The organism is Streptomyces sp. NBC_01465 (assembly GCF_036227325.1).
GTDB lineage: Bacteria > Actinomycetota > Actinomycetes > Streptomycetales > Streptomycetaceae > Streptomyces.
Genome location: NZ_CP109467.1, coordinates 3,612,922 through 3,636,921 on the forward strand (window position 1 = coordinate 3,612,922; position 24,000 = coordinate 3,636,921).

Annotated in this window: 22 protein-coding genes; 8 read left to right on the forward strand and 14 right to left on the reverse strand. The window is 70.3% G+C overall.

Annotation, left to right across the window (positions count from 1 at the left end; genetic code table 11):
• The first annotated feature begins 41 nt into the window (after positions 1 to 41).
• Positions 42 to 617: a TetR/AcrR family transcriptional regulator gene (locus OG707_RS17035; RefSeq protein ID WP_329119090.1), complete on the forward strand. Its 576-nt coding sequence runs from the start codon at positions 42 to 44 to the stop codon at positions 615 to 617.
• Here OG707_RS17035 and OG707_RS17040 read toward each other — a convergent pair.
• On the reverse strand, positions 607 to 1,323 hold the full coding sequence (locus tag OG707_RS17040; RefSeq protein WP_329119092.1) for a M23 family metallopeptidase: 717 nt from the start codon (positions 1,321 to 1,323) through the stop codon (positions 607 to 609). The two genes, OG707_RS17035 and OG707_RS17040, sit on opposite strands and share 11 nt — an antisense overlap.
• Before the next feature lie 403 nt (positions 1,324 to 1,726).
• On the opposite strand from OG707_RS17040, the gene OG707_RS17045 reads away from it, so the two are divergent.
• Positions 1,727 to 4,783 (forward strand): NACHT domain-containing protein, encoded by a 3,057-nt coding sequence (locus OG707_RS17045; RefSeq protein ID WP_443071487.1) that lies wholly within the window; start codon positions 1,727 to 1,729, stop codon positions 4,781 to 4,783.
• Between the two features lie 90 nt (positions 4,784 to 4,873).
• Positions 4,874 to 5,707 carry an alpha/beta fold hydrolase gene (locus tag OG707_RS17050; protein WP_329119095.1) on the forward strand — a complete coding sequence of 278 codons (834 nt, stop codon included), beginning with the start codon at positions 4,874 to 4,876 and terminating at the stop codon, positions 5,705 to 5,707.
• A gap of 64 nt (positions 5,708 to 5,771) precedes the next feature.
• On the opposite strand, the gene OG707_RS17055 is transcribed toward OG707_RS17050, so the two are convergent.
• Entirely contained in the window at positions 5,772 to 8,300 is a 2,529-nt protein-coding gene (locus tag OG707_RS17055) for an ATP-dependent Clp protease ATP-binding subunit (RefSeq protein WP_329119097.1), read from the reverse strand.
• A gap of 435 nt (positions 8,301 to 8,735) precedes the next feature.
• Here OG707_RS17055 and OG707_RS17060 point away from each other — a divergent pair, with 435 nt between their 5' ends.
• Entirely contained in the window at positions 8,736 to 9,290 is a 555-nt protein-coding gene (locus OG707_RS17060) for an SCO3374 family protein (RefSeq protein ID WP_329119099.1), read from the forward strand.
• Here the strand turns inward: OG707_RS17060 and OG707_RS17065 are convergent.
• The 10 genes from OG707_RS17065 to OG707_RS17110 all read right to left on the reverse strand — a co-directional run bounded on the left by OG707_RS17065 (position 9,269) and on the right by OG707_RS17110 (position 17,048).
• On the reverse strand, positions 9,269 to 9,601 hold the full coding sequence (locus tag OG707_RS17065) for a histone-like nucleoid-structuring protein Lsr2 (protein WP_329119101.1): 333 nt from the start codon (positions 9,599 to 9,601) through the stop codon (positions 9,269 to 9,271). The genes OG707_RS17060 and OG707_RS17065 overlap by 22 nt on opposite strands.
• Before the next feature lie 144 nt (positions 9,602 to 9,745).
• Positions 9,746 to 10,267, reverse strand: coding sequence for an amino-acid N-acetyltransferase (locus tag OG707_RS17070; RefSeq protein WP_329119103.1), 522 nt, complete (start codon positions 10,265 to 10,267; stop codon positions 9,746 to 9,748).
• A 9-nt stretch (positions 10,268 to 10,276) separates the two neighbouring features.
• Positions 10,277 to 10,675, reverse strand: coding sequence for a BlaI/MecI/CopY family transcriptional regulator (locus OG707_RS17075; RefSeq protein ID WP_329119105.1), 399 nt, complete (start codon positions 10,673 to 10,675; stop codon positions 10,277 to 10,279).
• Between the two features lie 111 nt (positions 10,676 to 10,786).
• Positions 10,787 to 10,963 carry a hypothetical protein gene (locus OG707_RS17080; protein ID WP_329119107.1) on the reverse strand — a complete coding sequence of 59 codons (177 nt, stop codon included), beginning with the start codon at positions 10,961 to 10,963 and terminating at the stop codon, positions 10,787 to 10,789.
• Between the two features lie 13 nt (positions 10,964 to 10,976).
• Positions 10,977 to 11,552, reverse strand: a complete 576-nt coding sequence (locus OG707_RS17085; protein WP_329127840.1) for a hypothetical protein — start codon at positions 11,550 to 11,552, stop codon at positions 10,977 to 10,979.
• Positions 11,553 to 11,697: 145 nt separating this feature from the next.
• A complete protein-coding gene (locus tag OG707_RS17090; RefSeq protein WP_329119109.1) occupies positions 11,698 to 12,504 on the reverse strand; it encodes a type III pantothenate kinase in 807 nt (268 codons plus the stop codon).
• Positions 12,504 to 13,460 (reverse strand): carboxylating nicotinate-nucleotide diphosphorylase, encoded by a 957-nt coding sequence (gene nadC / locus OG707_RS17095; RefSeq protein WP_329119111.1) that lies wholly within the window; start codon positions 13,458 to 13,460, stop codon positions 12,504 to 12,506. Before nadC ends, OG707_RS17090 begins: the two co-directional genes overlap by 1 nt.
• 2 nt (positions 13,461 to 13,462) lie before the next feature.
• Complete coding sequence (locus OG707_RS17100; RefSeq protein WP_329119113.1) at positions 13,463 to 15,184, reverse strand: L-aspartate oxidase; 1,722 nt, start codon at positions 15,182 to 15,184, stop codon at positions 13,463 to 13,465.
• A complete protein-coding gene (gene panC / locus OG707_RS17105) occupies positions 15,181 to 16,152 on the reverse strand; it encodes a pantoate--beta-alanine ligase (protein WP_329119115.1) in 972 nt (323 codons plus the stop codon). The genes OG707_RS17100 and panC overlap by 4 nt, the downstream gene beginning before the upstream one ends.
• The gene (locus OG707_RS17110) at positions 16,149 to 17,048 is read right to left on the reverse strand and encodes a Rossmann-like and DUF2520 domain-containing protein (RefSeq protein ID WP_329119118.1); all 900 of its coding nucleotides are present in this window, start codon (positions 17,046 to 17,048) and stop codon (positions 16,149 to 16,151) included. The genes panC and OG707_RS17110 overlap by 4 nt, the downstream gene beginning before the upstream one ends.
• 117 nt (positions 17,049 to 17,165) lie before the next feature.
• On the opposite strand from OG707_RS17110, the gene OG707_RS17115 reads away from it, so the two are divergent.
• Together OG707_RS17115 and OG707_RS17120 are read left to right on the forward strand one after the other, a co-directional pair.
• Complete coding sequence (locus OG707_RS17115; protein ID WP_329119120.1) at positions 17,166 to 18,311, forward strand: threonine aldolase family protein; 1,146 nt, start codon at positions 17,166 to 17,168, stop codon at positions 18,309 to 18,311.
• A 497-nt stretch (positions 18,312 to 18,808) separates the two neighbouring features.
• Complete coding sequence (locus OG707_RS17120; RefSeq protein ID WP_329119122.1) at positions 18,809 to 19,900, forward strand: DUF5937 family protein; 1,092 nt, start codon at positions 18,809 to 18,811, stop codon at positions 19,898 to 19,900.
• Here the strand turns inward: OG707_RS17120 and OG707_RS17125 are convergent.
• A complete protein-coding gene (locus OG707_RS17125; protein WP_329119125.1) occupies positions 19,897 to 20,571 on the reverse strand; it encodes a response regulator transcription factor in 675 nt (224 codons plus the stop codon). The genes OG707_RS17120 and OG707_RS17125 overlap by 4 nt on opposite strands.
• 25 nt (positions 20,572 to 20,596) lie before the next feature.
• The gene (locus OG707_RS17130; protein ID WP_329119127.1) at positions 20,597 to 21,802 is read right to left on the reverse strand and encodes a sensor histidine kinase; all 1,206 of its coding nucleotides are present in this window, start codon (positions 21,800 to 21,802) and stop codon (positions 20,597 to 20,599) included.
• A gap of 96 nt (positions 21,803 to 21,898) precedes the next feature.
• Between OG707_RS17130 and OG707_RS17135 the strand changes: the two genes are divergently transcribed.
• Together OG707_RS17135 and OG707_RS17140 are read left to right on the forward strand one after the other, a co-directional pair.
• Positions 21,899 to 22,831 (forward strand): SAM-dependent methyltransferase, encoded by a 933-nt coding sequence (locus tag OG707_RS17135; protein ID WP_329119128.1) that lies wholly within the window; start codon positions 21,899 to 21,901, stop codon positions 22,829 to 22,831.
• A 23-nt stretch (positions 22,832 to 22,854) separates the two neighbouring features.
• Positions 22,855 to 23,997: an NADH-quinone oxidoreductase subunit D gene (locus OG707_RS17140; protein ID WP_329119129.1), complete on the forward strand. Its 1,143-nt coding sequence runs from the start codon at positions 22,855 to 22,857 to the stop codon at positions 23,995 to 23,997.
• Positions 23,998 to 24,000 lie beyond the last annotated feature (3 nt).

A 24,000-nucleotide genomic window follows, 5' to 3' on the forward strand; every position in this document is an offset into this window, starting at 1 on the left:
AGACCCGTAACTAGCCGGGCGTCAAGTAAGTATCGGAGTCCATGATGGCCAGAGGGAACACCCGGCAGCGCATCCAGGACGTAGCGCTGGAGCTCTTCGCCGAGCAGGGGTACGAGAAGACCTCTCTCCGGGAGATCGCCGAGAAACTGGACGTCACCAAAGCGGCGCTCTACTACCACTTCAAGACCAAGGAAGACATCCTCGTCAGTCTCTTCCGGGACCGGACCGCCCCGATCGACGAGCTGATCACCTGGGCGCAGGGACAGCCCAGCACCCTGGAGACGAAGCAGGAGATCCTGCGCCGCTACAGCGAGGCGCTCGACACCGCGTCCCCTCTCTTCCGCTTCATGCAGGAGAACCAGGGCACGGTGCACAAACTCAGCATCGGCGAGAGCTTCAAGGACCGGATGCTGAGCCTGCGCGAGCTGATCAACGTCCCGGACGCCTCACTCGCCGACCAGGTCCGCTGCATGAGCGCGCTCTTCACCATGCACGCCGGCATGTTCGCCCTCAAGGACGCCGAAGGCGACCCGGAGGAGAAGCGCAAGGCTGTCCTCGAGGTCGCCACGGAGCTGATGAGCCAGGCTCACACAGGGATTACGGACGTCACACCGTGACGCCCTTGCCGCGCAGGAAGGCGACGGGGTTGACCGCGGAGCCGTAGTCCGGGGTCGTACGGATCTCGAAGTGCAGGTGCGGGCCGGTCGAGTTGCCGGTGGAACCCGAGTAGCCGATGACCTGGCCGGTCGTGACGGTCTGGCCGACCTTCACGTTGGCCGAGGTGAGGTGCGCGTACTGCGAGTACGTGCCGTTGTCGTGCTTGATCACGATGGCGTTGCCGTACGCGGAACCGTCGCCGGCGCCGTCCAGGTTGTTGCTCGCCTTCACGACGGTGCCGCCGTGGACGGCCTTGACCGGCGTACCGGACGCGACGACGAAGTCCTGGCCCGAGTGCGAACCGCTCGACCACAGGTTGCCGCCGGTCCCGAAGGTCGAGCCCAGCGTGTAGTTGTCGACCGGCGTGACCCACTCGCTCGCGAGCTTCTTCGCCGAAGCGGCCTTGGCGTCCGCGGACTTCTTGGCGGCGGCCGCCGACTTCTTCTGAGCCTCCGCGGCCTTCTTGGCGGCGGTGGACTGCGCGTCGGCCTGCTTGTCGAGAGCGGAGGCGGCGTTGGTGGTGCCCGCCAGGATCGTGTCGTTGTCAGCCGCGAACGCCGCACCCGCACCGAACAGCGCGGTTGCGCCGATACCGGCCGCCACGACGGTGGCGACACCGCGACGCAGGGACCGGTTGGCTATGTGGGAAGAGGCGCGCTTCGACATGGCAGGTACTCCGAACTCAGGGGGCATCCCAGCCAGACGGGCCGGGGGAACTCATCCTTGGTAACGCGGCCCCCCAGACCGCCCCAAATCAGCCATCTACGAATAAAGGCCGTAGAGAGCCCTCGGGAAATACGCCTCTAGCCAGCCCTCTCCACCCACGAGAAACCCGCCCTCCGAATCGGGTTTAACCCGAGCTCGATCCCTGCCCGCCCCCGGCTTTACCCCCGAGGGACCAAAGACCCGGTCCCACCCGACCCGAAAGTCCCGAATCCACCCCAAGCGGATCTCCTACCGGGCCTAGTAGGCCTCAAAAGGCCTGTGCGCCTTGTCACCGCCGGCGGGCCCGAAGCCTGTCCGTTTCGGGACCAAAGACCCTGCGCCTTTACTACGCTTTCGCGTCGTGGTGGATCCCGTAGTCATGCGCATCGCGTCGAGCGTGGCCAGCCCGCTCATCAAGAAGCTCTTCCAGGCGGAGGGCCCGGGCGCGGGCCTGGTCGACAGGCCGGTCCGCATCGCGTCGTACGTCTCCTTCAAGGGCGAGAAACGCACCCTGACGGGCACGGACATGCACGACCTGGCGGCGGCCCTGGTGAAGGAGGCCTTCCGTACGGAAGAACGCCCGGCCCCCGCGGACGAGGAATGGGCGGTGGTCGACGCCCTCACGACCACGCTCTACGCGCTCGGCGACCTCACGCTCAGCGACGTGGCGGCCGTGGAACTCGGCCACCGGTCCCTGGCCCGCGAACTGCGCCGCGCGGCCGACACTCCGGAGCGCGAACTCTCCGCGGACGCCACGTACTTCTACGAACGCCTCCTGGAAACGGCCTGCCTGCACATCCTGAACTTCTTCACCCAGCGCTCGACGTTCATCCCGGCGACGCTGGTCGCGCAGAGCCGTCGCCAGGCCGAACTCATAGCCCTGATCGACGAATTGATAGCCCGCAATCCCCTCCCAGGCTCGGCGGACGCGGCCTTCGAGAGCCGCTACCGCGAACACATCACGCAGAAGCACAACGCCCTCACCATTTACGGGATCGACCTGCGCGAATTCCCGGAGCGGTGGCCGCTGGACGCGGCGTATCTCAGCCTGGAGGCGACCGGCACCCAGCCGCACAGCTTCGGCCTGCCCGGCGAGCAGTTGGAGCCCACCACGGTCAGGCTCCCCGCGGAGGAGGCCTTCCTGGACCACGAGCGGGTACTGCTGCGGGGCGACGCGGGCTCCGGCAAGACCACCCTCGTCCAGTGGCTGGCGATCACAGCGGACCGTGGCCGGATCCCTTTCGTCCTCCCCCTGCGCACCCTGATCCGCGCGGACACCCTCCCCACACCGGCCCTCTTCCTGGCCTCCGTCGCCTGCCCGCACACCCCGCCGGACGGCTGGGCGGAGCGCGTACTGCGTTCCCGCCGCGCCCTGGTCATGGTCGACGGCCTCGACGAAATCCCCGGCCCCGACCGCGCCCGTACCAAGTCCTGGCTCCTCGACCTCACCACCGCGTTCCCTGGCAACCACTGGCTGGTCACGAGCCGCCCCACCGCTGTGCGCCCCGACTGGCTGGACGGCTTCCGCGAACTGACCCTGGCCCCCATGACCAGCTCCGATGTGGCTGCGTTCGTACGGCGCTGGCACGGGGCCGCGGACGCGGCCGAGTACGAGGAGAGGCTGCTCTCCGCGCTCCGCACCCGCCCCGGGCTGGCCCAACTGGCCACCAACCCCCTGATGTGCGGCCTCATCTGCGCCCTCTTCCGCGAGCGCCGCGGGTTCCTCCCGCGAGGCCGCAAGGAGCTGTACGACGCGGCGCTCGCCATGCTCCTGGACCGGCGCGACATGGAGCGTGGCATGGGCGCACCCGACGGCATCGACCTGGGCACCGAGGCCCGCCGCTCACTGCTGCAGCGCATCGCATACGCACTGATCCTCAGCGGCCGTACGGAAATGGACCAGCAGGACGCGACGGCCATCATCGACCGCAATCTCCCATCGATCACGACCGCCACCGGCCGCGCCGACGCCCCGGCGGTCTTCCGCCACCTCCTCCTCCGCAGCGGCCTGTTGCGCCAGCCGGCCGACGGCATCGTCAACTTCGTCCACCGCACGTTCCTGGACTACCTGGGCGCCGAAGCCGCCGTGAAGGACGGCCACCTGGATGTGCTGGCGAGCCGGGCAGCCGATCCCACGTGGGAGGACGTCATCCGGATGGCTGTCGCCCACGCCCGCCCCCATGAACGGACGGCGATCCTGGCCAAGTTGAAGACGGAGGCCGACACCGCCGACGACCCCGCGACCAACGCCCGGCTGCGCCTCCTCGCCATGGCCTGTCTGGAGGACGCACCGGAACTTGACCCCCGGGTCCGCGCAGAGGTCGAGTCCCGTGCGGCCCAGCTCATCCCGCCGAGCACCACGGCCGAGGCCCGCATCCTGGCGGAAGCCGGTCCGCTGGTCCTGGAACTGCTCCCCGGCCCCGAGGGCCTGACCGACGAGGAGGCACTGGGGGTGACGATCACGGCATCACGGATCGCCACCGACGCGGCACTCCCTGTCCTGAAGAGCTACCGCTCCCATCCGAATCTCCGCGTACGGGCCCAACTGGCCGGAACCTGGCACCGGTTCGACGCCGATGAGTACGCGGACGAGGTGATCGCACACCTCGCCCCCGAAGACCTCCAGCTCACGATCACCACACCGGAACAGCTCCGCACGCTCCGGCGCATGGCCCCGCACCACAGCATCGCCCTGATCGGCGCCCATGACGTTCCGGACGCCCTCGCGGTCCTGCACCGGCCCACGCTGAGCCAGCTGAACATCAGGTCCAACCCCGGCCTGGCCGACGTCGAACCCCTGACGCACTTCCCCGAACTCTTCCAACTGGTGCTGGACGACTGCCCGTTGGTGAGCGATCTGTCACCCCTCATGGACACGGGGATCTCCTGGCTGAGCATCTCCGCCCTGAGGAGCCTGACGAACCTGGGAGGACTGGCGTCGCTCTCCCGCCTCACCAGCCTGAGTGTCAGCCAGCCCCTGCCCGGCGACGACCTCTCCGCGCTCCCGGCAGCCGCGCCGCTGACCTTCCTCTTCCTCAGCCACGACGCGGTCACCGACACCGGCCTGCGCGGCCTCGGCCGGTGGCCGACGCTGACGCGGCTCAGCCTCGGTCCACACGCGGGCCGCCTCACCCCGGAGGACTGGGCGGAGGTCGCGAGCCTGCCCGAACTGGACTCCCTCTACTTGCACCGCACCGTGCTCGATGCCGCCGACAGTGCCCCGGCCCTCCCTCACGTCACGCACCTCGGCATCAACAACATGTACGGGTCGGAGGACCTCTCCGCCCTGGCGCGCCTCTTCCCCAACCTCCGCACGGTCTCCCTCGCCCCGTCACCCTCAGGAAGAATTCGCACCGCGGAGCGCTACGCGGTCCTCTTCCCCGGCGCCGAGGTCACCATCAGCCCGGTGTACGGCTTCTGACATTCCCTCAGAGGTAATCGCGCCCACAACCATCCCCCGCCACGATGAGTCCGTACCCACCGACCACACCACGGGGAAGGACCCACGCCGATGCCGTACTTCGAGACCACCACCGACAACACCCGCCTCCACTACGTCGACTACGGCCCGTCCACCGGCCGCACCATCCTCTTCATCAACAGCGCCTACTTCGGCACGGAGATGTGGGAGCGCCAGATGCTCCCCCTCGCCACCGACGGCTACCGCTGCGTCGGTCTCGACCGGCGCGGGCACGGGCGGTCCGACGACGTCTGGGGCGGGTTCGACCTCGATACGCTCGCCGGCGACATCGCGGCACTCGTCGACCATCTCGACCTCACCGGCATCACCCTCGTCGGCCACTCGATCGGGACCGCCGAGGCCGTCCGCTACCTCACCCGGCACGGCAGCGAGGGCCGGGTCGACCGCATAGCCCTGGTCGCCGGAATGACGCCGGGCCCCGCACGCTCCGCCGATCATCCGGAGGGTGTCGACCCCGCGCTCCTCCAGGCCGGCGGCGACGCCTTCCGCCGCGACCGGATGGCGTTCTTCGACGACAGCCTCGAAGGCTTCTTCGCCCTGCAGTTCCCGGAGAACCAGCTCTCCCCCGGATACGCCCGCTACATGGTCGACAAGTGCGCCGCGGCCACCGCCCGCGCCGGGAACGCCATCTTCGACATCCTCGTCACGATGAACGTCGCCCCGGAGATGACGAAGATCGCCGTCCCCGCCCTCGTCATCCACGGCACCGACGACGCCTCCGCCCCCATCGACCTCACCGGCCGCCGGTCTGCCGCCCTGATCCCGGACGCCGCCTTCAAGGTGTACGAGCACGGCGGCCACGGCCTCATGACCACGCACGCCGATCAACTCACCGCTGATCTGCGGGAGTTCATGACCGCCTGAAACGCGGAGCGGCCCCGGAACCAGCAAGGGTTCCGGGGCCGCTCCATGCGTCGCTGCGTAAGAACTACGACGCGTCCTTCGTCATGTTCGGGCCGGCGCCGCCTGCCGCCTGCTCGATCGGCGGGACGTCGGGCAGTGCCGACTTCTCCTCGCCGCGGAAGGTGAAGGCCTTCGTCTCGCCCTCGCCCTCCGTGTCCACGACCACGATGTGACCGGGGCGCAGCTCGCCGAAGAGGATCTTCTCCGACAGCGTGTCCTCGATCTCGCGCTGGATCGTGCGTCGCAGCGGACGCGCGCCCAGCACCGGGTCGTAACCCTTCTTGGACAGCAGCTCCTTCGCGGACGAGCTGAGCTCGATGCCCATGTCCCGGTCCCGCAGGCGCTCGTCCACGCGGCCGATCATCAGGTCGACGATCTCGAGGATGTCGTCCTGCGTCAGCTGCGGGAAGACGACGACGTCGTCCACACGGTTGAGGAACTCGGGACGGAAGTGCTGCTTGAGCTCGTCCGAGACCTTGTTCTTCATCCGCTCGTAGTTGGACTTCGTGTCGCCCTGGGCCGCGAAGCCCAGGTTGAAGCCCTTGGAGATGTCCCTGGTCCCGAGGTTGGTCGTCATGATGATGACCGTGTTCTTGAAGTCCACGACCCGGCCCTGCGAGTCGGTCAGGCGACCGTCCTCCAGAATCTGGAGCAGGGAATTGAAGATGTCGGGGTGGGCCTTTTCGACCTCGTCGAAGAGCACGACCGAGAACGGCTTCCGGCGCACCTTCTCGGTGAGCTGGCCGCCCTCTTCGTAACCCACGTAACCGGGGGGAGAACCGAAGAGACGCGAGACCGTGTGCTTCTCGCTGAACTCCGACATGTCGAGGGAGATCAGTGCGTCCTCGTCGCCGAAGAGGAATTCGGCGAGCGCCTTGGAGAGCTCGGTCTTACCGACACCGGACGGACCGGCGAAGATGAACGAGCCACCGGGGCGCTTCGGGTCCTTCAGACCGGCCCGCGTACGGCGGATGGCCTTGGAGAGCGCCTTGACGGCGTCCTTCTGGCCGATGACGCGCTTGTGCAGCTCGTCTTCCATACGGAGCAGACGCGAGGACTCCTCCTCGGTCAGCTTGAAGACCGGAATGCCGGTCGCCGTCGCGAGGACCTCGGCGATGAGCTCGCCGTCGACCTCGGCCACGACGTCCATGTCGCCGGCCTTCCACTCCTTCTCCCGCTTGGTCTTCGCGGCCAGCAGCTGCTTCTCCTTGTCGCGGAGGGAAGCTGCCTTCTCGAAGTCCTGGGAGTCGATGGCCGACTCCTTGTCGCGGCGGACGTTCGCGATCTTCTCGTCGAACTCGCGGAGGTCCGGCGGCGCGGTCATCCGGCGGATGCGCATCCTGGAGCCGGCCTCGTCGATCAGGTCGATCGCCTTGTCCGGGAGGAAGCGGTCCGAGATGTACCGGTCCGCGAGCGTCGCCGCCTGGACGAGTGCCTCGTCCGTGATGGAGACGCGGTGGTGGGCCTCGTACCGGTCGCGCAGGCCCTTGAGGATCTCGATGGTGTGCGGGAGGGAAGGCTCCGCCACCTGGATCGGCTGGAAGCGGCGCTCAAGAGCCGCGTCCTTCTCGAGGTGCTTGCGGTACTCGTCGAGCGTCGTGGCGCCGATGGTCTGGAGCTCACCACGGGCGAGCATCGGCTTCAGGATCGAAGCCGCATCGATCGCGCCCTCGGCGGCACCCGCACCCACCAGGGTGTGGAGCTCGTCGATGAACAGGATGATGTCGCCGCGGGTGCGGATCTCCTTGAGGACCTTCTTCAGGCGCTCCTCGAAGTCACCGCGGTAGCGGGAGCCTGCGACGAGCGCGCCGAGGTCCAGCGTGTAGAGGTGCTTGTCCTTGAGGGTCTCGGGCACCTCGCCCTTGACGATGGCCTGCGCCAGGCCCTCGACGACCGCCGTCTTGCCGACGCCGGGCTCGCCGATGAGGACCGGGTTGTTCTTGGTACGGCGCGACAGCACCTGCATGACCCGCTCGATCTCCTTCTCGCGCCCGATGACCGGGTCGAGCTTGGATTCGCGGGCAGCCTGGGTGAGGTTGCGGCCGAACTGGTCCAGGACGAGCGAGGTCGAGGGCGTGCCCTCGGCGGGACCGCCTGCTGCGGCGGTCTCCTTGCCCTGGTAGCCGGAGAGCAGCTGGATGACCTGCTGCCTGACCCGGTTCAGATCGGCGCCCAGCTTCACGAGGACCTGGGCGGCTACGCCCTCGCCCTCGCGAATCAGGCCGAGCAGGATGTGCTCCGTACCGATGTAGTTGTGGCCGAGCTGAAGAGCCTCCCGGAGCGAGAGCTCCAGGACCTTCTTGGCACGAGGGGTGAAGGGGATGTGACCGGACGGGGCCTGCTGACCCTGGCCGATGATCTCCTCCACCTGCTGGCGGACCGCCTCGAGCGAAATCCCGAGGCTCTCCAGGGCCTTAGCGGCGACACCCTCACCCTCGTGGATCAGGCCCAGGAGGATGTGCTCGGTGCCGATGTAGTTGTGGTTGAGCATCCGGGCTTCTTCCTGAGCCAGGACGACAACCCGCCGCGCGCGGTCGGTGAACCTCTCGAACATCGTTAATCGCTCCTCAGAGCGGTCGGGCCGTGAGAGGGGCGTGTCCCCTCCCCATGTCCTTCCGCATGCTAGTCCCGCAGGGCGGGACAGCTCATTCCAACTGCCGACACCCGTTCCGGACCTCCTGCCCCGAACAGCCGACAACTGCTCCAACCCGATGGTGCGAGACGATGTTCCCGCAGGCCAGGCAGATACCCCTGTCTCCAGTACGCCGATGGCGAACGCGAGACGTCCCGGGCTGCGTGTCGCCCCTTCCCACTAGGAATGTCTTACCCGCAACCACTGACACTCCATGCGGCGCGCCCCGGTTCCCTCAGCTACGGGCGAACAACCTTGCGCCCCCGAATGCGCCCGTACGCCCCTGACGCATCAACGGAGAGCAGTCGCACCCCAACACAGCGTAACTCCCGCGCGTTCCCTGCCGTTGCTCCGGTCATGGTCTTCCCCCTCCCTCAGCCGCGTTCGCCGCTCGACGAGGAGGGCTGCGCCCACTGGTACGAGACCTCGCTCGGCTGGGCCACCGCGGACGGGGACCCGGTGCAGCTGCTGACCGGGCTGCGGTTCGACGTACTGGAGCTGCCGGCCGATGCGGGGTACGCGGTGCTGCGGCGGCTGCCCCTGACCGGTCCGGTGGCCCTTCTGGGGCAGCGGATGCGGTTCCTCGTGGGGGCCGGGAGCGCCGATGAACTGCCGGGGCTGCTCGACTGGCTGGAGTGGGGGTCGGTCCCGCTGGACCTGACCGCGATCGGTACGGGCGGGCATATCGCCGCCCCCGTACCGCCGTCGTGGCCGGGCTCGCGGGGGGCCGCCACATGGCTGCGGCCCCCCGAGCCGGGGCACGAGGTGGAGCCGACACTGCCCGCATTTCGCGGGTTCGGGGAGCGTGGGGGCGCCCCCGACCTGGTACGGCTCGTGGACACGGCGGCGACAGAATGCCACCGGGCCCGATTGTTGCGTTGTACCGAGAATCAGCCGTTGGCCTGCTCGTAGAGCTCGCGAATGTTCGCGGGCACACGACCGCGGTCATTCACTTCGTGACCCTGGGCCTTGGCCCATGCGCGGATCTCGGCGGTGTCCTTGTTGCCGCCGACAGCGATACGCGCCTTGCCGCGGCCCACGCCACGGCCACCGGTACGCCGGCCGGCCTTGGTGTACTCCTCGAGCAGGCCACGGAGCTTGTCCGCGTTGGCGGTGGTGAGGTCGATCTCGTAGGTCTTGCCGTCCAGCGCGAACGTCACCGTCTCGTCCGCCTCGACGCCGTCGAGGTCGTCGACAAGAAGGACCTGAACCTTCTGTGCCACCGGATTTCCTTTCATCGAAAATGCAGTACGCGGAAAGGAAACCGCTTTTCCCAGGAAAACACAAACCCCTGTCCAAGGTTCAGGAGCGCTGTAACGCGGGAAACGTACGCGATTCGGACATAGGGTTCCGGCCCGTTCCCGCGATCACAGGTGCAGAAGCATCCGGCTGTTGCCCAAGGTGTTCGGCTTCACTCGTTCGAGACCGAGGAACTCCGCGACTCCCTCGTCATAGGAACGCAGGAGCTCGGCGTAGACATCTCCGTCGACCGGAGTCTCACCGATCTCCGTGAAGCCGTGCTTCGCGAAGAAACCGACTTCGAAGGTCAGGCAGAATACCCGCCGCACCCCGAGCCAGCGGGCGGTCTGCAACAACTTGTCCAGCACCTGGTGCCCGACTCCGGCCCCCCGGAACTCGCCGTCCACCGCGAGAGTGCGCACTTCGGCCAGGTCTTCCCACATCACATGAAGTGCTCCGCAACCGACGACCTTGGCATCGGCGTCGCGTTCAGCTACCCAGAACTCCTGGATGGACTCGTAAAGCGTCACCGTTGCTTTGTCGAGGAGGATCCGGTCGCGCACGTACGCGTCGAGGAGACGGCGAACCGCGGGCACATCGCTCGTCCTGGCCCTGCGTACTGTGATGGTTTTTGCTGGCGTACCTGACATACGCAGACGCTATCGCTCCAGCGGATGCGCCTGCTCGTCGCGTTGGTCGTCGCCCTGGATGACGCGAACGGCGTCGCTCAGGGCCTCGCGCTGCTCCTGCGACATCATGCCGAAGAAGGCGACAAGAGCGGCGGCCGGGTTGTCACTCGTGGACCAGGCCTCGTTCATCAGTGCGGCCGAGTAGGCGGCGCGGGTGGAGACCGCCGTATACCGATAAGCCCTGCCGTCTACTTCCCTGCGCACCCAGCCCTTCTGATGGAGATTGTCCATTACGGTCATGACGGTGGTGTAGGCGATGGACCGTTCCTGTTGAAGGTCTTCCAGGACTTCCCGGACGGTGACCGGGCGGTTCCACCGCCAGACGCGGGTCATGACGGCGTCTTCCAGCTCTCCCAATTGACGGGGCACAGAAGCACCATAGTGGGAGATGTTCGGAGATGTCATGAATGGCTGGTTATTTACGCAGCAAAAAAGGGCGTACGGCCGGAAAGCCATACGCCCTTGGTGCAGGTGCATCGGTCAGTCGATGACCTTGGGTGTCTGCTGTACGGACTCGGCGCGGGCCAGCGCCGCGTCGACAGCCGCGTCTTCCTTGGCCTTGTTCGGTCCGCCCTGGCTCTTGACGATCGTCACGACCAGGCCGATGAAGAAGGCCGCCATCACCACGGGGGGCACAAGCGCGGAAACGTAGTCCATACGGACAGAGTAGCTAGCCTGCCGCGAGTTGTTCCGGCGGGGGGACGGGTCGGCGCCTGGGCGGGAAGACCTCGGAGGGCTTGGGGGCCGGGCGGAGCGGGATCGGGGGCTTGACGGGGGGCTGCTCGGACGGCTTCGGGTCCCCGGCGGCCGCGCGGCCGCCGGGGAGGAGGGCGAGCAGACGGGTGCGGGGGGCCGGGGTGGAGGCGGCGGTGCGGCCGGCCAGGCGGGCCCGTACCGACTGCTCGGCAAGGTCCTGGCAGCGGCGCAGGAGGACCGCACCGGACGGCATCCCGCGCAGGGAGCGCAGGGCCGCGAGGTCCTCGGGGCGGGGGTCGTAACCGGCGGCCAGGGCGTCCTGGAGGAGCTCGGTGTAGCCGGGGGCGGAGCCAGGCAGGGCGTCGCGGTAGCGGGCCAGGTCGGCAAGGAGGAAGGTGCGGAGGCGGCCTGCCTCGTGGATCGCGTCGTCCACGGAATCGGCGAGGCGCAGGCAGTCCTGCTGCTCGTCGTCTGCGACCGGGGCGGTGGGGTTGAGGGCGATGGCGAGGGCGCGGCGGAGCACACGCAGCTCGTCTGCGCTGAACGCCATGCCGCCGCGGGAACCGTATGGCGTGGGCATGGAGTGACGATATGTCCCGAATGGGGAAAATCTGCTTAACGCCAATTCCTCGGCGCGGCCCCACGGGACGGGCTGGATTTTCCAGCCCGTCCGGCGATTGAGGACAAAGCGGGGGTCACATGCGGGAGACGTTGCGCTCGTAGACCAGGCGCAGGCCGATCAGCGTCAGCCACGGTTCGTGTTCGTCGATGACCGAGGCCTCGCCCAGGATGATCGGGGCCAGGCCGCCCGTCGCGATCACCGTGACGTCCTCGGGGTCGCCGTCGGGGCCGACCAGTTCGCGGGCCATGCGCGCCACGACGCCGTCCACCTGGCCGGCGAATCCGTACACGATGCCGGACTGCATCGCCTCGACCGTGTTCTTGCCGATGACGCTGCGCGGGCGGGCCAGCTCGATCTTGCGGAGCTGGGCGCCCTTCACGCCGAGTGCCTCGACGGAGATCTCGATGCCGGGGGCGATGACCCCGCCCGCGTACTCGCCGCGTGCCGAGACCGCGTCGAAGGTCGTCGCCGTACCGAAGTCGACGACGATCGCCGGGCCGCCGTAGAGGTCGACCGCCGCGACCGCGTTGATGATGCGGTCCGCTCCGACCTCCTTGGGGTTGTCCATGAGGATCGGGACGCCGGTCTTGATGCCGGGCTCGACCAGGACCGCGGGGACGTCGCCGTAGTAGCGGCGGGTGACCTCGCGGAGCTCGTGGAGGACCGAGGGGACCGTCGAGCAGATCGCGATGCCCTCGATGCCGTCGCCCAGCTCGTCGCCGAGGAGCGGGTGCATGCCCATCAGGCCCTGGAGCAGGACCGCCAGTTCGTCCGCCGTGCGGCGGGCGTCGGTGGAGATGCGCCAGTGCTCGACGATGTCCTCGCCGTCGAAGAGGCCGAGGACGGTGTGCGTGTTGCCGACGTCGATCGTGAGCAGCATCAGAGGTCCAGGCCGATGTCGAGGATGGGCGAGGAGTGCGTGAGGGCTCCGACCGCGAGGTAGTCGACGCCGGTCTCGGCGTACGCGCGGGCCGTGTCGAGGGTCAGGCGGCCGGAGGATTCGAGCATGGCCCGGCCGTCGACCAGGGCTACCGCCTCGGCCGTCTCCGCCGGGGTGAAGTTGTCCAGGAGGATCAAGTCCGCGCCGGCGTCCAGGACTTCGGTGACCTGGGCGAGGGTGTCGACCTCCACCTCGATCGCGAGGTCGGGGAAGCTTTCGCGTACGAGCTTGAAGGCCTGGGCCACGCCGCCCGCCGCCACCACGTGGTTGTCCTTGACCAGGGCCGCGTCCGAGAGGGACATGCGGTGGTTGACGCCGCCGCCGCAGCGGACCGCGTACTTCTCCAGGGAGCGCAGGCCCGGAGTCGTCTTGCGGGTGTCGCGGACGTTCGACTTCGTGCCTTCGAGTGCGTCGGCCCAGGCGCTGGTGGCCGTCGCGATGCCCGAGAGGCGGCAGAGGAGGTTGAGGGCGCTGCGCTCCGCGGTGAGCAGGTCGCGGGTGCGGGTGGTGATCGAGAGGATCTTGTCGCCCGCCTCGACGCGGTCGCCGTCCTCGACGTGGCGCTCCACCTCGAAGGTGTCCGTGCAGACGATGGAGACGATCGCCTCGGCGATGTGGATGCCGGACACGGTGCCCGCCTCGCGGGCCGTGAAGTGGCCCGTGGTCACTGCCTCTTCGGGGACCGTGGCGACCGTGGTGACGTCCTCGCCCCCAGCCAGGTCCTCGCCGAGTGCCATGTGCGCGATGTCCTCGACCTCGACCGGGTCGAGGCCCGCGTCCTCGAGGAGCTGGGCGAGGGCGGGGTCGAGGCCGCATTCGAGGTCGCCCGCCTCGCCGCAGCCGCAGTCGTCGCCGCAGTTGTCGTTCTGAACGAGGGGAAGGTCGGGGGTGCTCACGGTCACTGCTCCTGGGGGACGGGAGGAAGGGTCGGGGGGAATTCTGCGGTGTCTGTGGTGTGGACCGCGAGGGAGCGGTCCGGCTGCAGGCGTACGACCAAGTGGCGCTGCCAGGGCGCGTCTTCGCGGTCCGGGTGGTCCTCGCGCCAGTGGCAGCCGCGCGTCTCCTCGCGGCGCTGGGCGGCGGCGACCAGGACGCGGGCCACGCACAGGAGGTTCGTCGCCTCCCAGGCCTCGACGCCGGGGACGGCGGGCTTGCGGTCGTCGGGGGTCTCGTCGTCGGCGTCCGACCTGATCGCGTCGAGGCCGGCCGCCGCTTCGGCGAGGCTGGCCTCGGAGCGGATCACTCCGGCGCCCCTCGTCATGATCCGCTGGATCGCGAGGCGGGACTCGGGGGCGAGGAGGGGGAGGGTCGTCGACTCGGGGAGCACCGGTTCCGAGCGTTCGTACGCCGTCGCCGTGATGTCCTCCGCGATGCGTTCCGCGAAGACCAGGCCCTCCAGGAGGGAGTTGGAGGCGAGGCGGTTGGCGCCGTGGACGCCGGTGCACGCGACCTCGCCGCACGCGTAGAGGCCGGGGACCGTGGTGCGGCCTCGCAGATCGGTGCGTACGCCGCCCGATGCGTGGTGGGCGGCCGGGGAGATGGGGATCGGCTCCGTGACCGGGTCGATGCCGTGGCTGCGGCAGGCGGCGAGGACCGTGGGGAAGCGGGTCTCCCACATCTCGGCGCCGAAGTGCCGGGCGTCCAGGTACATGTGGTCGGTGCCGTGGAGCTGCATCTGGCGGGTGATGGCCTTGGCGACGATGTCGCGGGGGGCCAGTTCCGCCAGCTCGTGCTGGCCGACCATGAAGCGGGTGCCCGTCGCGTCGACGAGGTGGGCGCCCTCGCCCCGTACCGCCTCGGAGACCAGGGGCTGCTGGCCCTCGGCGCCGGACCCCAGGAAGAGGACCGTGGGGTGGAACTGGACGAATTCGAGGTCGGAGACCTCCGCTCCGGCGCGCAGGGCGAGTGCCACACCGTCGCCCGTGGCGACCGAGGGGTTGGTCGTCGCGGAGAAGACCTGGCCCATGCCTCCGGTCGCGAGGACGACGGCGGGCGCGCGGACCGCGCCGACTCCGTCGTGCTGGCCCTCGCCCATGACGTGCAGGGTGACGCCTGCCGTACGGCCCTCGGCGTCCGTCAACAGGTCCAGGACCAGAGCGTTCTCGATCGTACGGAGAGCCGCCGACCGGACCGCATCGACCAGTGCGCGGGAGATCTCCGCGCCCGTGGCGTCGCCGCCCGCGTGGGCGATGCGGCGGCGGTGGTGGCCGCCTTCGCGGGTGAGCTGGAGGTCGCCCTCGGGGGAGGTGTCGAAGTGGGCGCCGGTGGCGATCAGCCGTCGTACGGCGTCGGGGCCTTCGGTGACCAGGGCGCGGACCGCGTTCGCGTCGCAGAGTCCGGCCCCCGCGACCAGCGTGTCGTCCAGGTGCTGCTCGGGGGTGTCGCCCTCGCCGAGCGCGGCCGCGACGCCGCCCTGGGCCCAGCGGGTGGAGCCGTCGTCCAGGTTGGCCTTGGTGACGACGACGGTGCGCAGACCGGCTGCCGTGCAGCGCAGGGCGGCGGTGAGGCCTGCCACACCGGAGCCGACAATCACGACGTCGGCGTCGATCGACCAGCCGGGGGCCGGTGCGTGCAGGCGTATGCCGGTCGTGGTTCCGGTTCCTGTTGCGGACGCGTTCATGGGGTGCCCCCGAAGGTGAGCGGGATGTTGTCGATGAGGCGGGTGGTGCCGACCCTGGCGGCCACCGCGAGGATCGCCTCGCCGGTGTGGTCGTCGGGGGCCTCGGTGAAGTCGGACGGGTCGATCAGGGCCAGGTAGTCGGGGGTGAGGCCGGACTCGGCGAGGACCTGGCGGGCGGCGGCGCGCACGGCCGCGGGGGCCGGGATCTCCGCGGCACCGGCGAGCGCGTGCGCGTCGGCGGCGGCGCGGGCCTCCCCCAGCGCGGAGAGTGCGGCTGCTCTCGTACGGGTGGCCGGGACCGCCTCCGCCCGTGCGGACAGGGCCTGTTGGGCCGCGAGGCGGTCGCGGGCGGCGAAGAGCGCGCGGGAGAGGGCGAGCGCGGTGGAGCGGTCGGCGGCGGAGAGGAAACGGTTGCGGGAGGAGAGCGCGAGGCCGTCCTCCTCGCGGACCGTGGGGACGCCGACGATCTCCACGGGGAAGTTCAGGTCGCGGGCCATGCGGCGGATCAGGGCCAGCTGCTGGGCGTCCTTCTGGCCGAAGAGGGCCAGGTCGGGCGCGGTGAGGTGGAGGAGCTTGGCGACGACGGTCAGCATGCCGTCGAAGTGGCCGGGGCGCGAGGCGCCTTCGTAGCGCTCGCCCATGGGGCCCGCGGTGATGCGGACCTGGGGCTCGCCGCCCGGGTAGACCTCGTCGGCCGAGGGGGCGAACACCGCGTCCGCGCCCGCCTGTTCGGCGAGGGCCAGGTCGGCGTCCAGGGTGCGCGGGTAGCGGTCGAGGTCCTCGCCCGCGCCGAACTGGAGGGGGTTGACGAAGACCGAGACGACCACCTGGTCCGCGAGGTCGCGTGCCGTACGGATCAGGGTGGCGTGCCCCTCGTGGAGCGCGCCCATGGTCATCACGACGGCGCGGCGGCCGCCGGTGCGCGGCAGGGCCCGGAGCTCGGCCGCCGTGTGGACGAGAACGGTCATCGCGGGTCTCCTTCCGCCAGTACGCCGAGGAGGTCCTCCGCCAGCTCCGGCTTGAGCAGTCCGTGGGCGAGGGCACGGTCCGCTGTCGTACGGGCCATGGCGAGGTAGCCGGCGACGGCTCCGGGGGCGTGCTTGCGCAGCTCCGCGACATGGGCGGCGACCGTACCGGCGTCGCCGCGTGCGACCGGGCCCGTGAGGGCCGCGTCGCCCGAGCGCAGGGCGTTGTCCAGGGCGGCGCCCAGGAGCGGGCCGAGCATCCGGTCGGGGGCCTCGACGCCCGCGGTGCGCAGCAGCTCCATGGACTGGGCGACCAGGGTGACCAGGTGGTTCGCGCCCAGGGCGAGGGCCGCGTGGTAGAGCGGGCGGGACTCCTCGGAGATCCACTCGGGCTCGCCGCCCATCTCGATGACCAGGGCCTCGGCGGCGAGGCGCAGCTCCTCGGGGGCGGTCACCCCGAAGGAGCAGCCCGCGAGGCGCTGGACGTCCACCGAGGTGCCGGTGAAGGTCATCGCGGGGTGCAGTGCCAGGGGCAGGGCGCCGACGCGCAGGGCGGGGTCCAGGACCTTCGTTCCGTACCGCCCGGACGTGTGCACGAGGAGCTGTCCTGGACGGATCGCGCCCGTCTCGGCCAGGCCTTCGACGAGCCCGGGCAGGGTGTCGTCGGGGACGGTGAGCAGGACCAGGTCGGCGGCCTGCATGACCTGGGCGGGGGTGACGAGGGGGACGTCGGGGAGCAGGGCGGCCGCTCTCCGTACGGACGCCTCCGAGACGCCCGAGACCGCCACCGGGCGGTGCCCTGCGAGCTGCAGGGACGCGGCGAGGGCGGGTCCCACTCTGCCTGCTCCGACGACGCCCACGGTGAGGCGGGCGGGGCGGGACTCTGGGGTTGTGTTCACGCGGCGGGGCCTTCCGTTCCAGTCCGCGGGGGGTACCGGACGATTCCCCGTCATGCTACGCCAGCGTTTCGGGGGACATCCGGGGCTGTCCACAGGCTGTGGGTGATGATCTGACTTATGACGGACAAGAACGAGCAGGACGAGCGGCGGCGCAGGTCCGCGGCATTCCGGCAGGCCGGGCGGGCGCTCTCCCGGCACTCCTCGGAGAGCACGGTGGGCGAGGCGCTGGCCGCGCTGGCGGCCGGTGCGGGCGAGGTCTTCGACCTCGACAGCAGCGTCGACATCTACGGCGACGGAGTGGTCGCCGAGCTGGAGCGGCGGGTGGCCGATCTGCTGGGATTCCCCGACGCCGCCTTCTTCCCCACGGGGACCATGGCTCAGCAGGTGGCGCTGCGGTGCTGGGCGGGGCGGACCGGGAATCCGGTGGTCGCGCTGCATCCGCTGGCGCACCCCGAGGTGCACGAGCGGGGTGCGCTCGGCGCGGTGAGCGGGCTGCGGACCGTGTATCCGACCGATGCGCCGCGGCTTCCTACGGCGGAGGAGGTGCGGGGGTTCGAGGAGCCCTTCGGGACCCTGATGCTCGAACTGCCGCTGCGCGACGCCGGTTTCGTACTGCCGTCGTGGGACGAACTGGTGGCGGTGGTCGAGGCGGGCCGTGAGCGCGATGCGGTGGTGCACTTCGACGGGGCGCGGCTGTGGGAGTGCACGGCCCACTTCGGGCGGCCGCTGGCGGAGATCGCGGGGCTCGCGGACAGCGTTTATGTCTCCTTCTACAAGTCGCTGGGCGGGATGTCGGGGGCGGTGCTCGCCGGTTCCTCGTCGCTGGTGGAGGAGGCGCGGACCTGGCGGCACCGGTACGGGGGCCAGATCTTCCAGCAGTACCCGGCGGCGCTGGGCGCGCTGGTCGGGATCGAGCGGGAGCTGCCGCGTCTGGAGTCGTACGTCGCACACGCGAAGGTCGTCGCGGAGGCGCTCGGGGAGGGGCTCCGGGAGGGCGGGGTGCCGTGGTTCCGGATCAACCCGGAGGTGCCGCACACCCACCAGTTCCAGGTGTGGCTGCCGTACGCGGCGGACGTGCTGGCGGAGGCGTCCGTGCGGCTGGCGGAGGAGACGGGCGTGGTGCTCTTCTCGCGGTGGGCGGAGGCGTCGGGTGGGCCGGCGGGGGTGTCTTTCACTGAGGTGACTGTGGCTTCGCCTGGGCTGGAGTGGACTGCGGACGATGTGCGGGGGGCTGTGGCGGGGTTCTTGGAGCGGGTGGGGTGACACGGGGGCGGGGGCGGGCTGGGATTCCCCCCACCCCGCCCCTTCCCGAAACCGGGGGCAAGCCCCCGGACCCCCGGGCCCCGGTGTGCGGGGGCTTCGCCCCCTGCGCCCCCTTCTGGGGCTCCGCCCCAGACCCCGCTCCTCAATCGCCGGAGGGGCTGGAATTTTCCTGGCGTGAGCTTGGATTGCGCGGGCGCGAGCCCAGATTCGGCAGGCGCGAGCCTGGATTTGGCAGGCGCTAGCTTGGATTTGGGCGGCGCGATTCTGGGTTTCGCGGGCGCCGGCCCAGCAACTCGCGGAGCACCTGCCAGTCGTGGCGGCCCGGGGCGGGCGGGGTCGGTTCGCCGCGTTGGGCTGCGCGGTGGGTGTCGAGCATGTGCTGTTGGATGGCGTTCATGGCGCCACCTTGCGCCCGCCGGCCGGGAGTTGGCCCGCCGATTGACGTGGCGTGTCAATCGGCGCAGGGCGCTGTCAGTGGTGGCGGGCACCATGGGCGTATGAGCGTCTGCATCGACATCACCGGGGTGCCACTCGAGCGGATCACCTTCGGTCCCTCGCCCCTCGCAGAGCTCGGCGCCGCGTTGCACGTGCTGTCCGAGCCCGCCCATCACGCCCGGTTGCACGCTTGGGTCACCACGACCGATTCGAGGCTCGAGCCCGAGCTCGCCGACCGGCTGAGCGAGGCCGACTTCCTCTGGCGGTCCTCCCGTTCCGACATCCTGCTGCCCGCCCGGCCGCGGGCCACGCTCGCCGAGGAGCTCGACGATCTCGACCGTATGGAGGACGAGAAGTTCGTCAGTGCGGCGATGGAGGAGTGGACCGGCAGCATGCACAGCGACGGTGCCGCCTCGCCGCTCGTCGACGCCGGGATGCGGGAGCGCGCGCTCGATCTGGCGGCCGGGCGCGGACCGCGTCAGGCCGCGTTCGTCCAGTGGATGCTCGCCGATCCGCCTGCCGTACGGGCCTGGATCCGGCGGCTTCTGGAGGACTGCGACGTGGCGTTCTTCGCCGATACCTGGGCGGGGGTGCACGTCCAACTGGCCGCCGACGCACGGCACAAGACCGAGCTGCTGCGCCGCAAGGGGCTCGCGGAGGCCATCACCGCCGTCTCGCCGGCCATGACGGTGGAGGAGGACGAGAAGGGGGTGAGCCTGGTGGTCGACAAGTTCACGCACGGGCGGACCTCCGCCGCCGGGTCCGGGCTGACCTTTCTGCCCACCGCCTTCGGATGGCCCCATCTCTTCGCGCTGCACGCACCCGGCTGGCAGCCCGTCGTGCAGTACCCGGTGCGGACGCCGGAGCTCGCCACCGGGGCCGCTCCCGTCGAAACGGTCAGGCTCCGGCTGGAGGCGCTGGCGCACCCGATGCGGATGCGGCTCTGCCGGAGTCTGGCCCGGGGGACGTACACGACGAGCGAGCTGGCCGACACGTACGGGGTCAGCGCGCCCGAGATCTCGCGGCATCTCGCCGTGATGCGCACGGCGGGGCTGCTGACCGCGCAGCGGCGCGGACGGCATGTGCTGCACCAGCTCGATGCGGCTGTGGTGGCCCGGCTGGGGAGCGACTTCCTTGAGGGGGTGCTGCGTTAGGAGGGGGAGCCGCCTGCTCGGACCAGGCCCGTCTCGTACGCGAGGACCACCACCTGGACCCGGTCCCGCAGGTTCAGCTTGGTCAGGATGCGGCCCACGTGCGTCTTGACCGTCGCCTCCGAGAGGACCAGGCGGGCCGCGATCTCGCCGTTGGACAGGCCCTGCGCGACCAGCAGCATGACCTCCTTCTCGCGCTCGGTCAGCCGCTCGATCTCCTTGTGCTCCGGCTCGCCGCCGACGCTCGGCAGCATCGGCGAGAAGCGGTCGAGGAGACGGCGGGTCGTCGAAGGGGCGACCACCGCGTCGCCGCTGTGGACCGAGCGGATCGCCGCCAGCAGCTCGCCCGGCGGGACGTCCTTGAGCATGAAGCCGCTGGCGCCCGCCTTCAGGCCCGAGAAGGCGTACTCGTCGAGGTCGAACGTCGTCAGGATCAGCACCTTCGGGGCGTCCGGGACCGCGCAGATCCTGCGGGTCGCCTCGACGCCGTCCAGCCTCGGCATGCGGACGTCCATCAGCACCACGTCGACCGCCGTCGACCGCAGGATCTCGATCGCCTCCGCCCCGTCGCCCGCCTCGGCGACGACGTCCATGTCGGGCTGGGCGGCCAGCACCATGCGGAAACCGGTCCTGAGGAGGACCTGGTCGTCTACGAGCATCACGCGGATGGACATCAGGGGGTGGGCCTTTCTCGTGGGCCTAGTGGGCGGGCTTGAGCGGGAGCAGGGCGCTGATCCGGAAGCCGCCGCCGGGCCGCGGCCCCGCGTCCAGCGTGCCGCCGACCATCCCGATGCGCTCACGCATCCCGATCAGGCCGTGGCCGGCCCCGTCGGCGCCGCCGTCCTCGTACAGCTCGTGCGCGGCGCCCCGGCCGTCGTCCTCGACGAGCAGCCCGAGCCCGTCGTCGAAGTAGACCAGGCGCACGCTCGCGCCCGCGTCCGGGCCGCCGTGCTTGCGGGTGTTGGTGAGCGCTTCCTGGACGATGCGGTACGCGGTGAGCTCGACGCCGCTGGGCAGCGGGCGCGGGGTCCCCTCGACGCGGAAGTCCACGGTCAGGCCCGCGGTGCGCACCTGCTCGACGAGGTCCTCGATCTGCTGGACGTCGGGCTGCGGTACGTACTCCCCCGCCTCCTGGTGCTCGCCCGTACGCAGCACGCCGAGCAGCCTGCGCATCTCGGCGAGCGCCTGGCGGCCGGTGGACGAGATGGTCTCCAGGGCCTGTTTGGCCTGGTCGGGCGAGGCGTCGAGGACGTACGCGGCGCCGTCCGCCTGGACCACCATCACCGACACGTTGTGCGCGACGACGTCGTGCAGCTCGCGCGCGATCCGGGCGCGCTCGGCGGCGACGGCGACCTTGGACTGCGCCTCGCGCTCCTTCTCCAGGCGCGCGGCCCGGTCCTCGAGCTGCGCGAAGTACGCGCGGCGGGTGCGCATCGAGTCGCCCAGCACCCAGGCGAGGACGAAGGGGACCGTCATGATCACGGTGAGGGCGACGAACTGGAAGGCGCCGTGCGACCCACTGTCGGGCCAGCGCAGCTGCGAGAGCGTCGCCGCGCAGAGCCCGCCGACGAGCGCGGTGCGCGAGGCCCAGCGCTGTCCCTCGGCCGACACCGTGTAGATGATCACCAGCATCCCGAAGTTGGCCGCGGACGGCCGTACGTCGAAGGCGAGCTGGGCCAGGCCCATCGCGATGGCGAGCAGCAGCATCTTCTCGGGGATGCGGCGGCGCAGCGCGACGACCAGGCAGAGGCCGACGTAGATCGGCACCGATGCGAGGCGCTCGGCGTGACTGGAGTCGTGCAGCATCGCCGCGTACTGCATGCCGGAGAGACCGAAGAGGAAGACGGCCCAGAAGCTGTCGACCCATGTCGGGTGTCTGCGGATGAAGTCGTAGAGACGCTGCACGTAACCCAGCGTAGGGACGGAGAACAGGTTCAAGGGTCAACCGGAGGATCGATCCGGTAACCGTTGGCGTACTCCCCAAGGTGGAGACTTGTTGGCGTGACTGATGAGTGGCGCGGGTGGCGGGAAGCGGCGGAGGCCGCTCTGTACGGTCCGGACGGCTTCTATCTGCGGGCCGAGGGCCCGGCCGGGCACTTCCGTACGTCGGTCCACGCATCGCCCCTCTTCGCCTCGGCGGTGGCGCGGCTGGTCGTGGAGCTGGAGATCCCCGAACCGGCCGTGGTCGACATGGGGGCGGGTCGAGGTGAGCTGTTGACCGGGGTGCTCGCGGCGCTGCCCGAGCGCTTCCCGGTACGGGCGTACGCCGTCGAGCGCGCCCCGCGCCCGGCCGGCCTCGACCCCCGTATCGAATGGTGCGCCGAGCCCCCGAAGGGCGTGCGCGGGCTGCTCTTCGCCAACGAGTGGCTGGACAACGTCCCCGCCGAGGTCGCCGAGGCGGACCCGGACGGCGTGGTGCGCCACGTCGAGGTGCGGGCCGACGGCGAGGAGCGGCTCGGGTCCCCGGTGACCGGCGACGACGCCGCGTGGCTGGCCCGCTGGTGGCCGCTCGCGGAACCGGGCGAGCGCGCCGAGATCGGGCGCCCCCGCGACGAGGCCTGGGCGGCGGCGGTCGCCACCCTCGACGCGGGGCTCGCGGTCGCCGTCGACTACGCGCACGAGCGGGGCGCCCGCCCGCCCTTCGGCACCCTCACCGGTTTCCGCGCGGGCCGCGAGGTCCGTCCCGTACCGGACGGGACGTGCGACCTCACCGCCCACGTCGCCCTCGACGCGTGCGCGCTGCCGGGCGCCGAGCTGCTCTCCCAGCGCGAGGCGCTGCACCGGCTCGGGGTGCGCGGGGAGCGGCCGCCGCTGACGCTGGCGTCGAGCGATCCGGCCGCGTACGTGAAGGGACTGGCGGCTGCGGGCGAGGCGGCGGAGCTGACCGCGCGCGGCGGTCTCGGCGACTTCGGCTGGCTGCTGCAAAGGGTCTGAGCCGCTCTGAGAGACTGCTCCCCATGACGGAGACGACGGTAGGCATCGGTGGTGCGGCGGAGACCACCGACATGGTGCTCAACATCGGGCCCCAGCACCCCTCGACGCATGGCGTGCTCCGTCTGCGGCTCGTCCTCGACGGGGAGCGCATCCAGCAGGCGGAGCCGGTCATCGGCTATATGCACCGCGGCGCGGAGAAGCTCTTCGAGGCGCGCGACTACCGCCAGATCGTCATGCTCGCCAACCGGCACGACTGGCTCTCCGCCTTCTCCAACGAGCTCGGCGTGGTGATGGCCGTCGAGCGGATGCTCGGGATGGAGGTCCCGGAGCGCGCGGTGTGGACGCGCACGCTGCTCGCCGAGCTCAACCGGGTGCTCAACCATCTGATGTTCCTCGGGTCGTATCCGCTCGAACTGGGCGGTATCACCCCGGTGTTCCACGCTTTCCGTGAGCGCGAGGAGCTCCAGGCCGTCATGGAGGAGGTCTCCGGCGGGCGCATGCACTACATGTTCAACCGGGTCGGCGGCCTCAAGGAGGACCTGCCGCTGGGTTGGCTCGGCCGGGCGCGCGACGCGATCGCCTCCGTGCGGTCGCGGATGGACGTGTACGACAACCTCGTCCTCGGCAACGAGATCTTCCGCGGCCGCACCCGCGGCGTCGGCGTCCTGTCCGCCGAGGCCGTCCACGCGTACGGGGTGAGCGGCCCCATCGCGCGCGGCTCCGGTGTCGACTTCGACCTGCGCCGCGACGAGCCGTACCTCGCGTACGGGGAACTCCAGGACACCCTCAAGGTCGTCACGCGGACCGAGGGCGACTGCCTGGCCCGCTTCGAGGTGCTCCTGGAGCAGACGCACAACGCCCTCGACCTGGCGGACGCCTGCCTGGACCGGATGGCGACGCTGGCGCCGGGGCCGATCAACCAGCGGCTGCCGAAGGTGCTGAAGGCGCCCGAGGGGCACACCTACGCGTGGACCGAGAACCCGCTCGGGGTCAACGGCTACTACCTGGTGTCCAAGGGCGAGAAGACGCCCTACCGCCTCAAGCTGCGCTCGGCGTCGTTCAACAACATCCAGGCGCTCGCCGTGCTGCTGCCGGGGACGCTGGTCGCCGACATGGTGGCGATCCTGGGGTCGCTCTTCTTCGTCGTCGGCGACATCGACAAGTAGGGT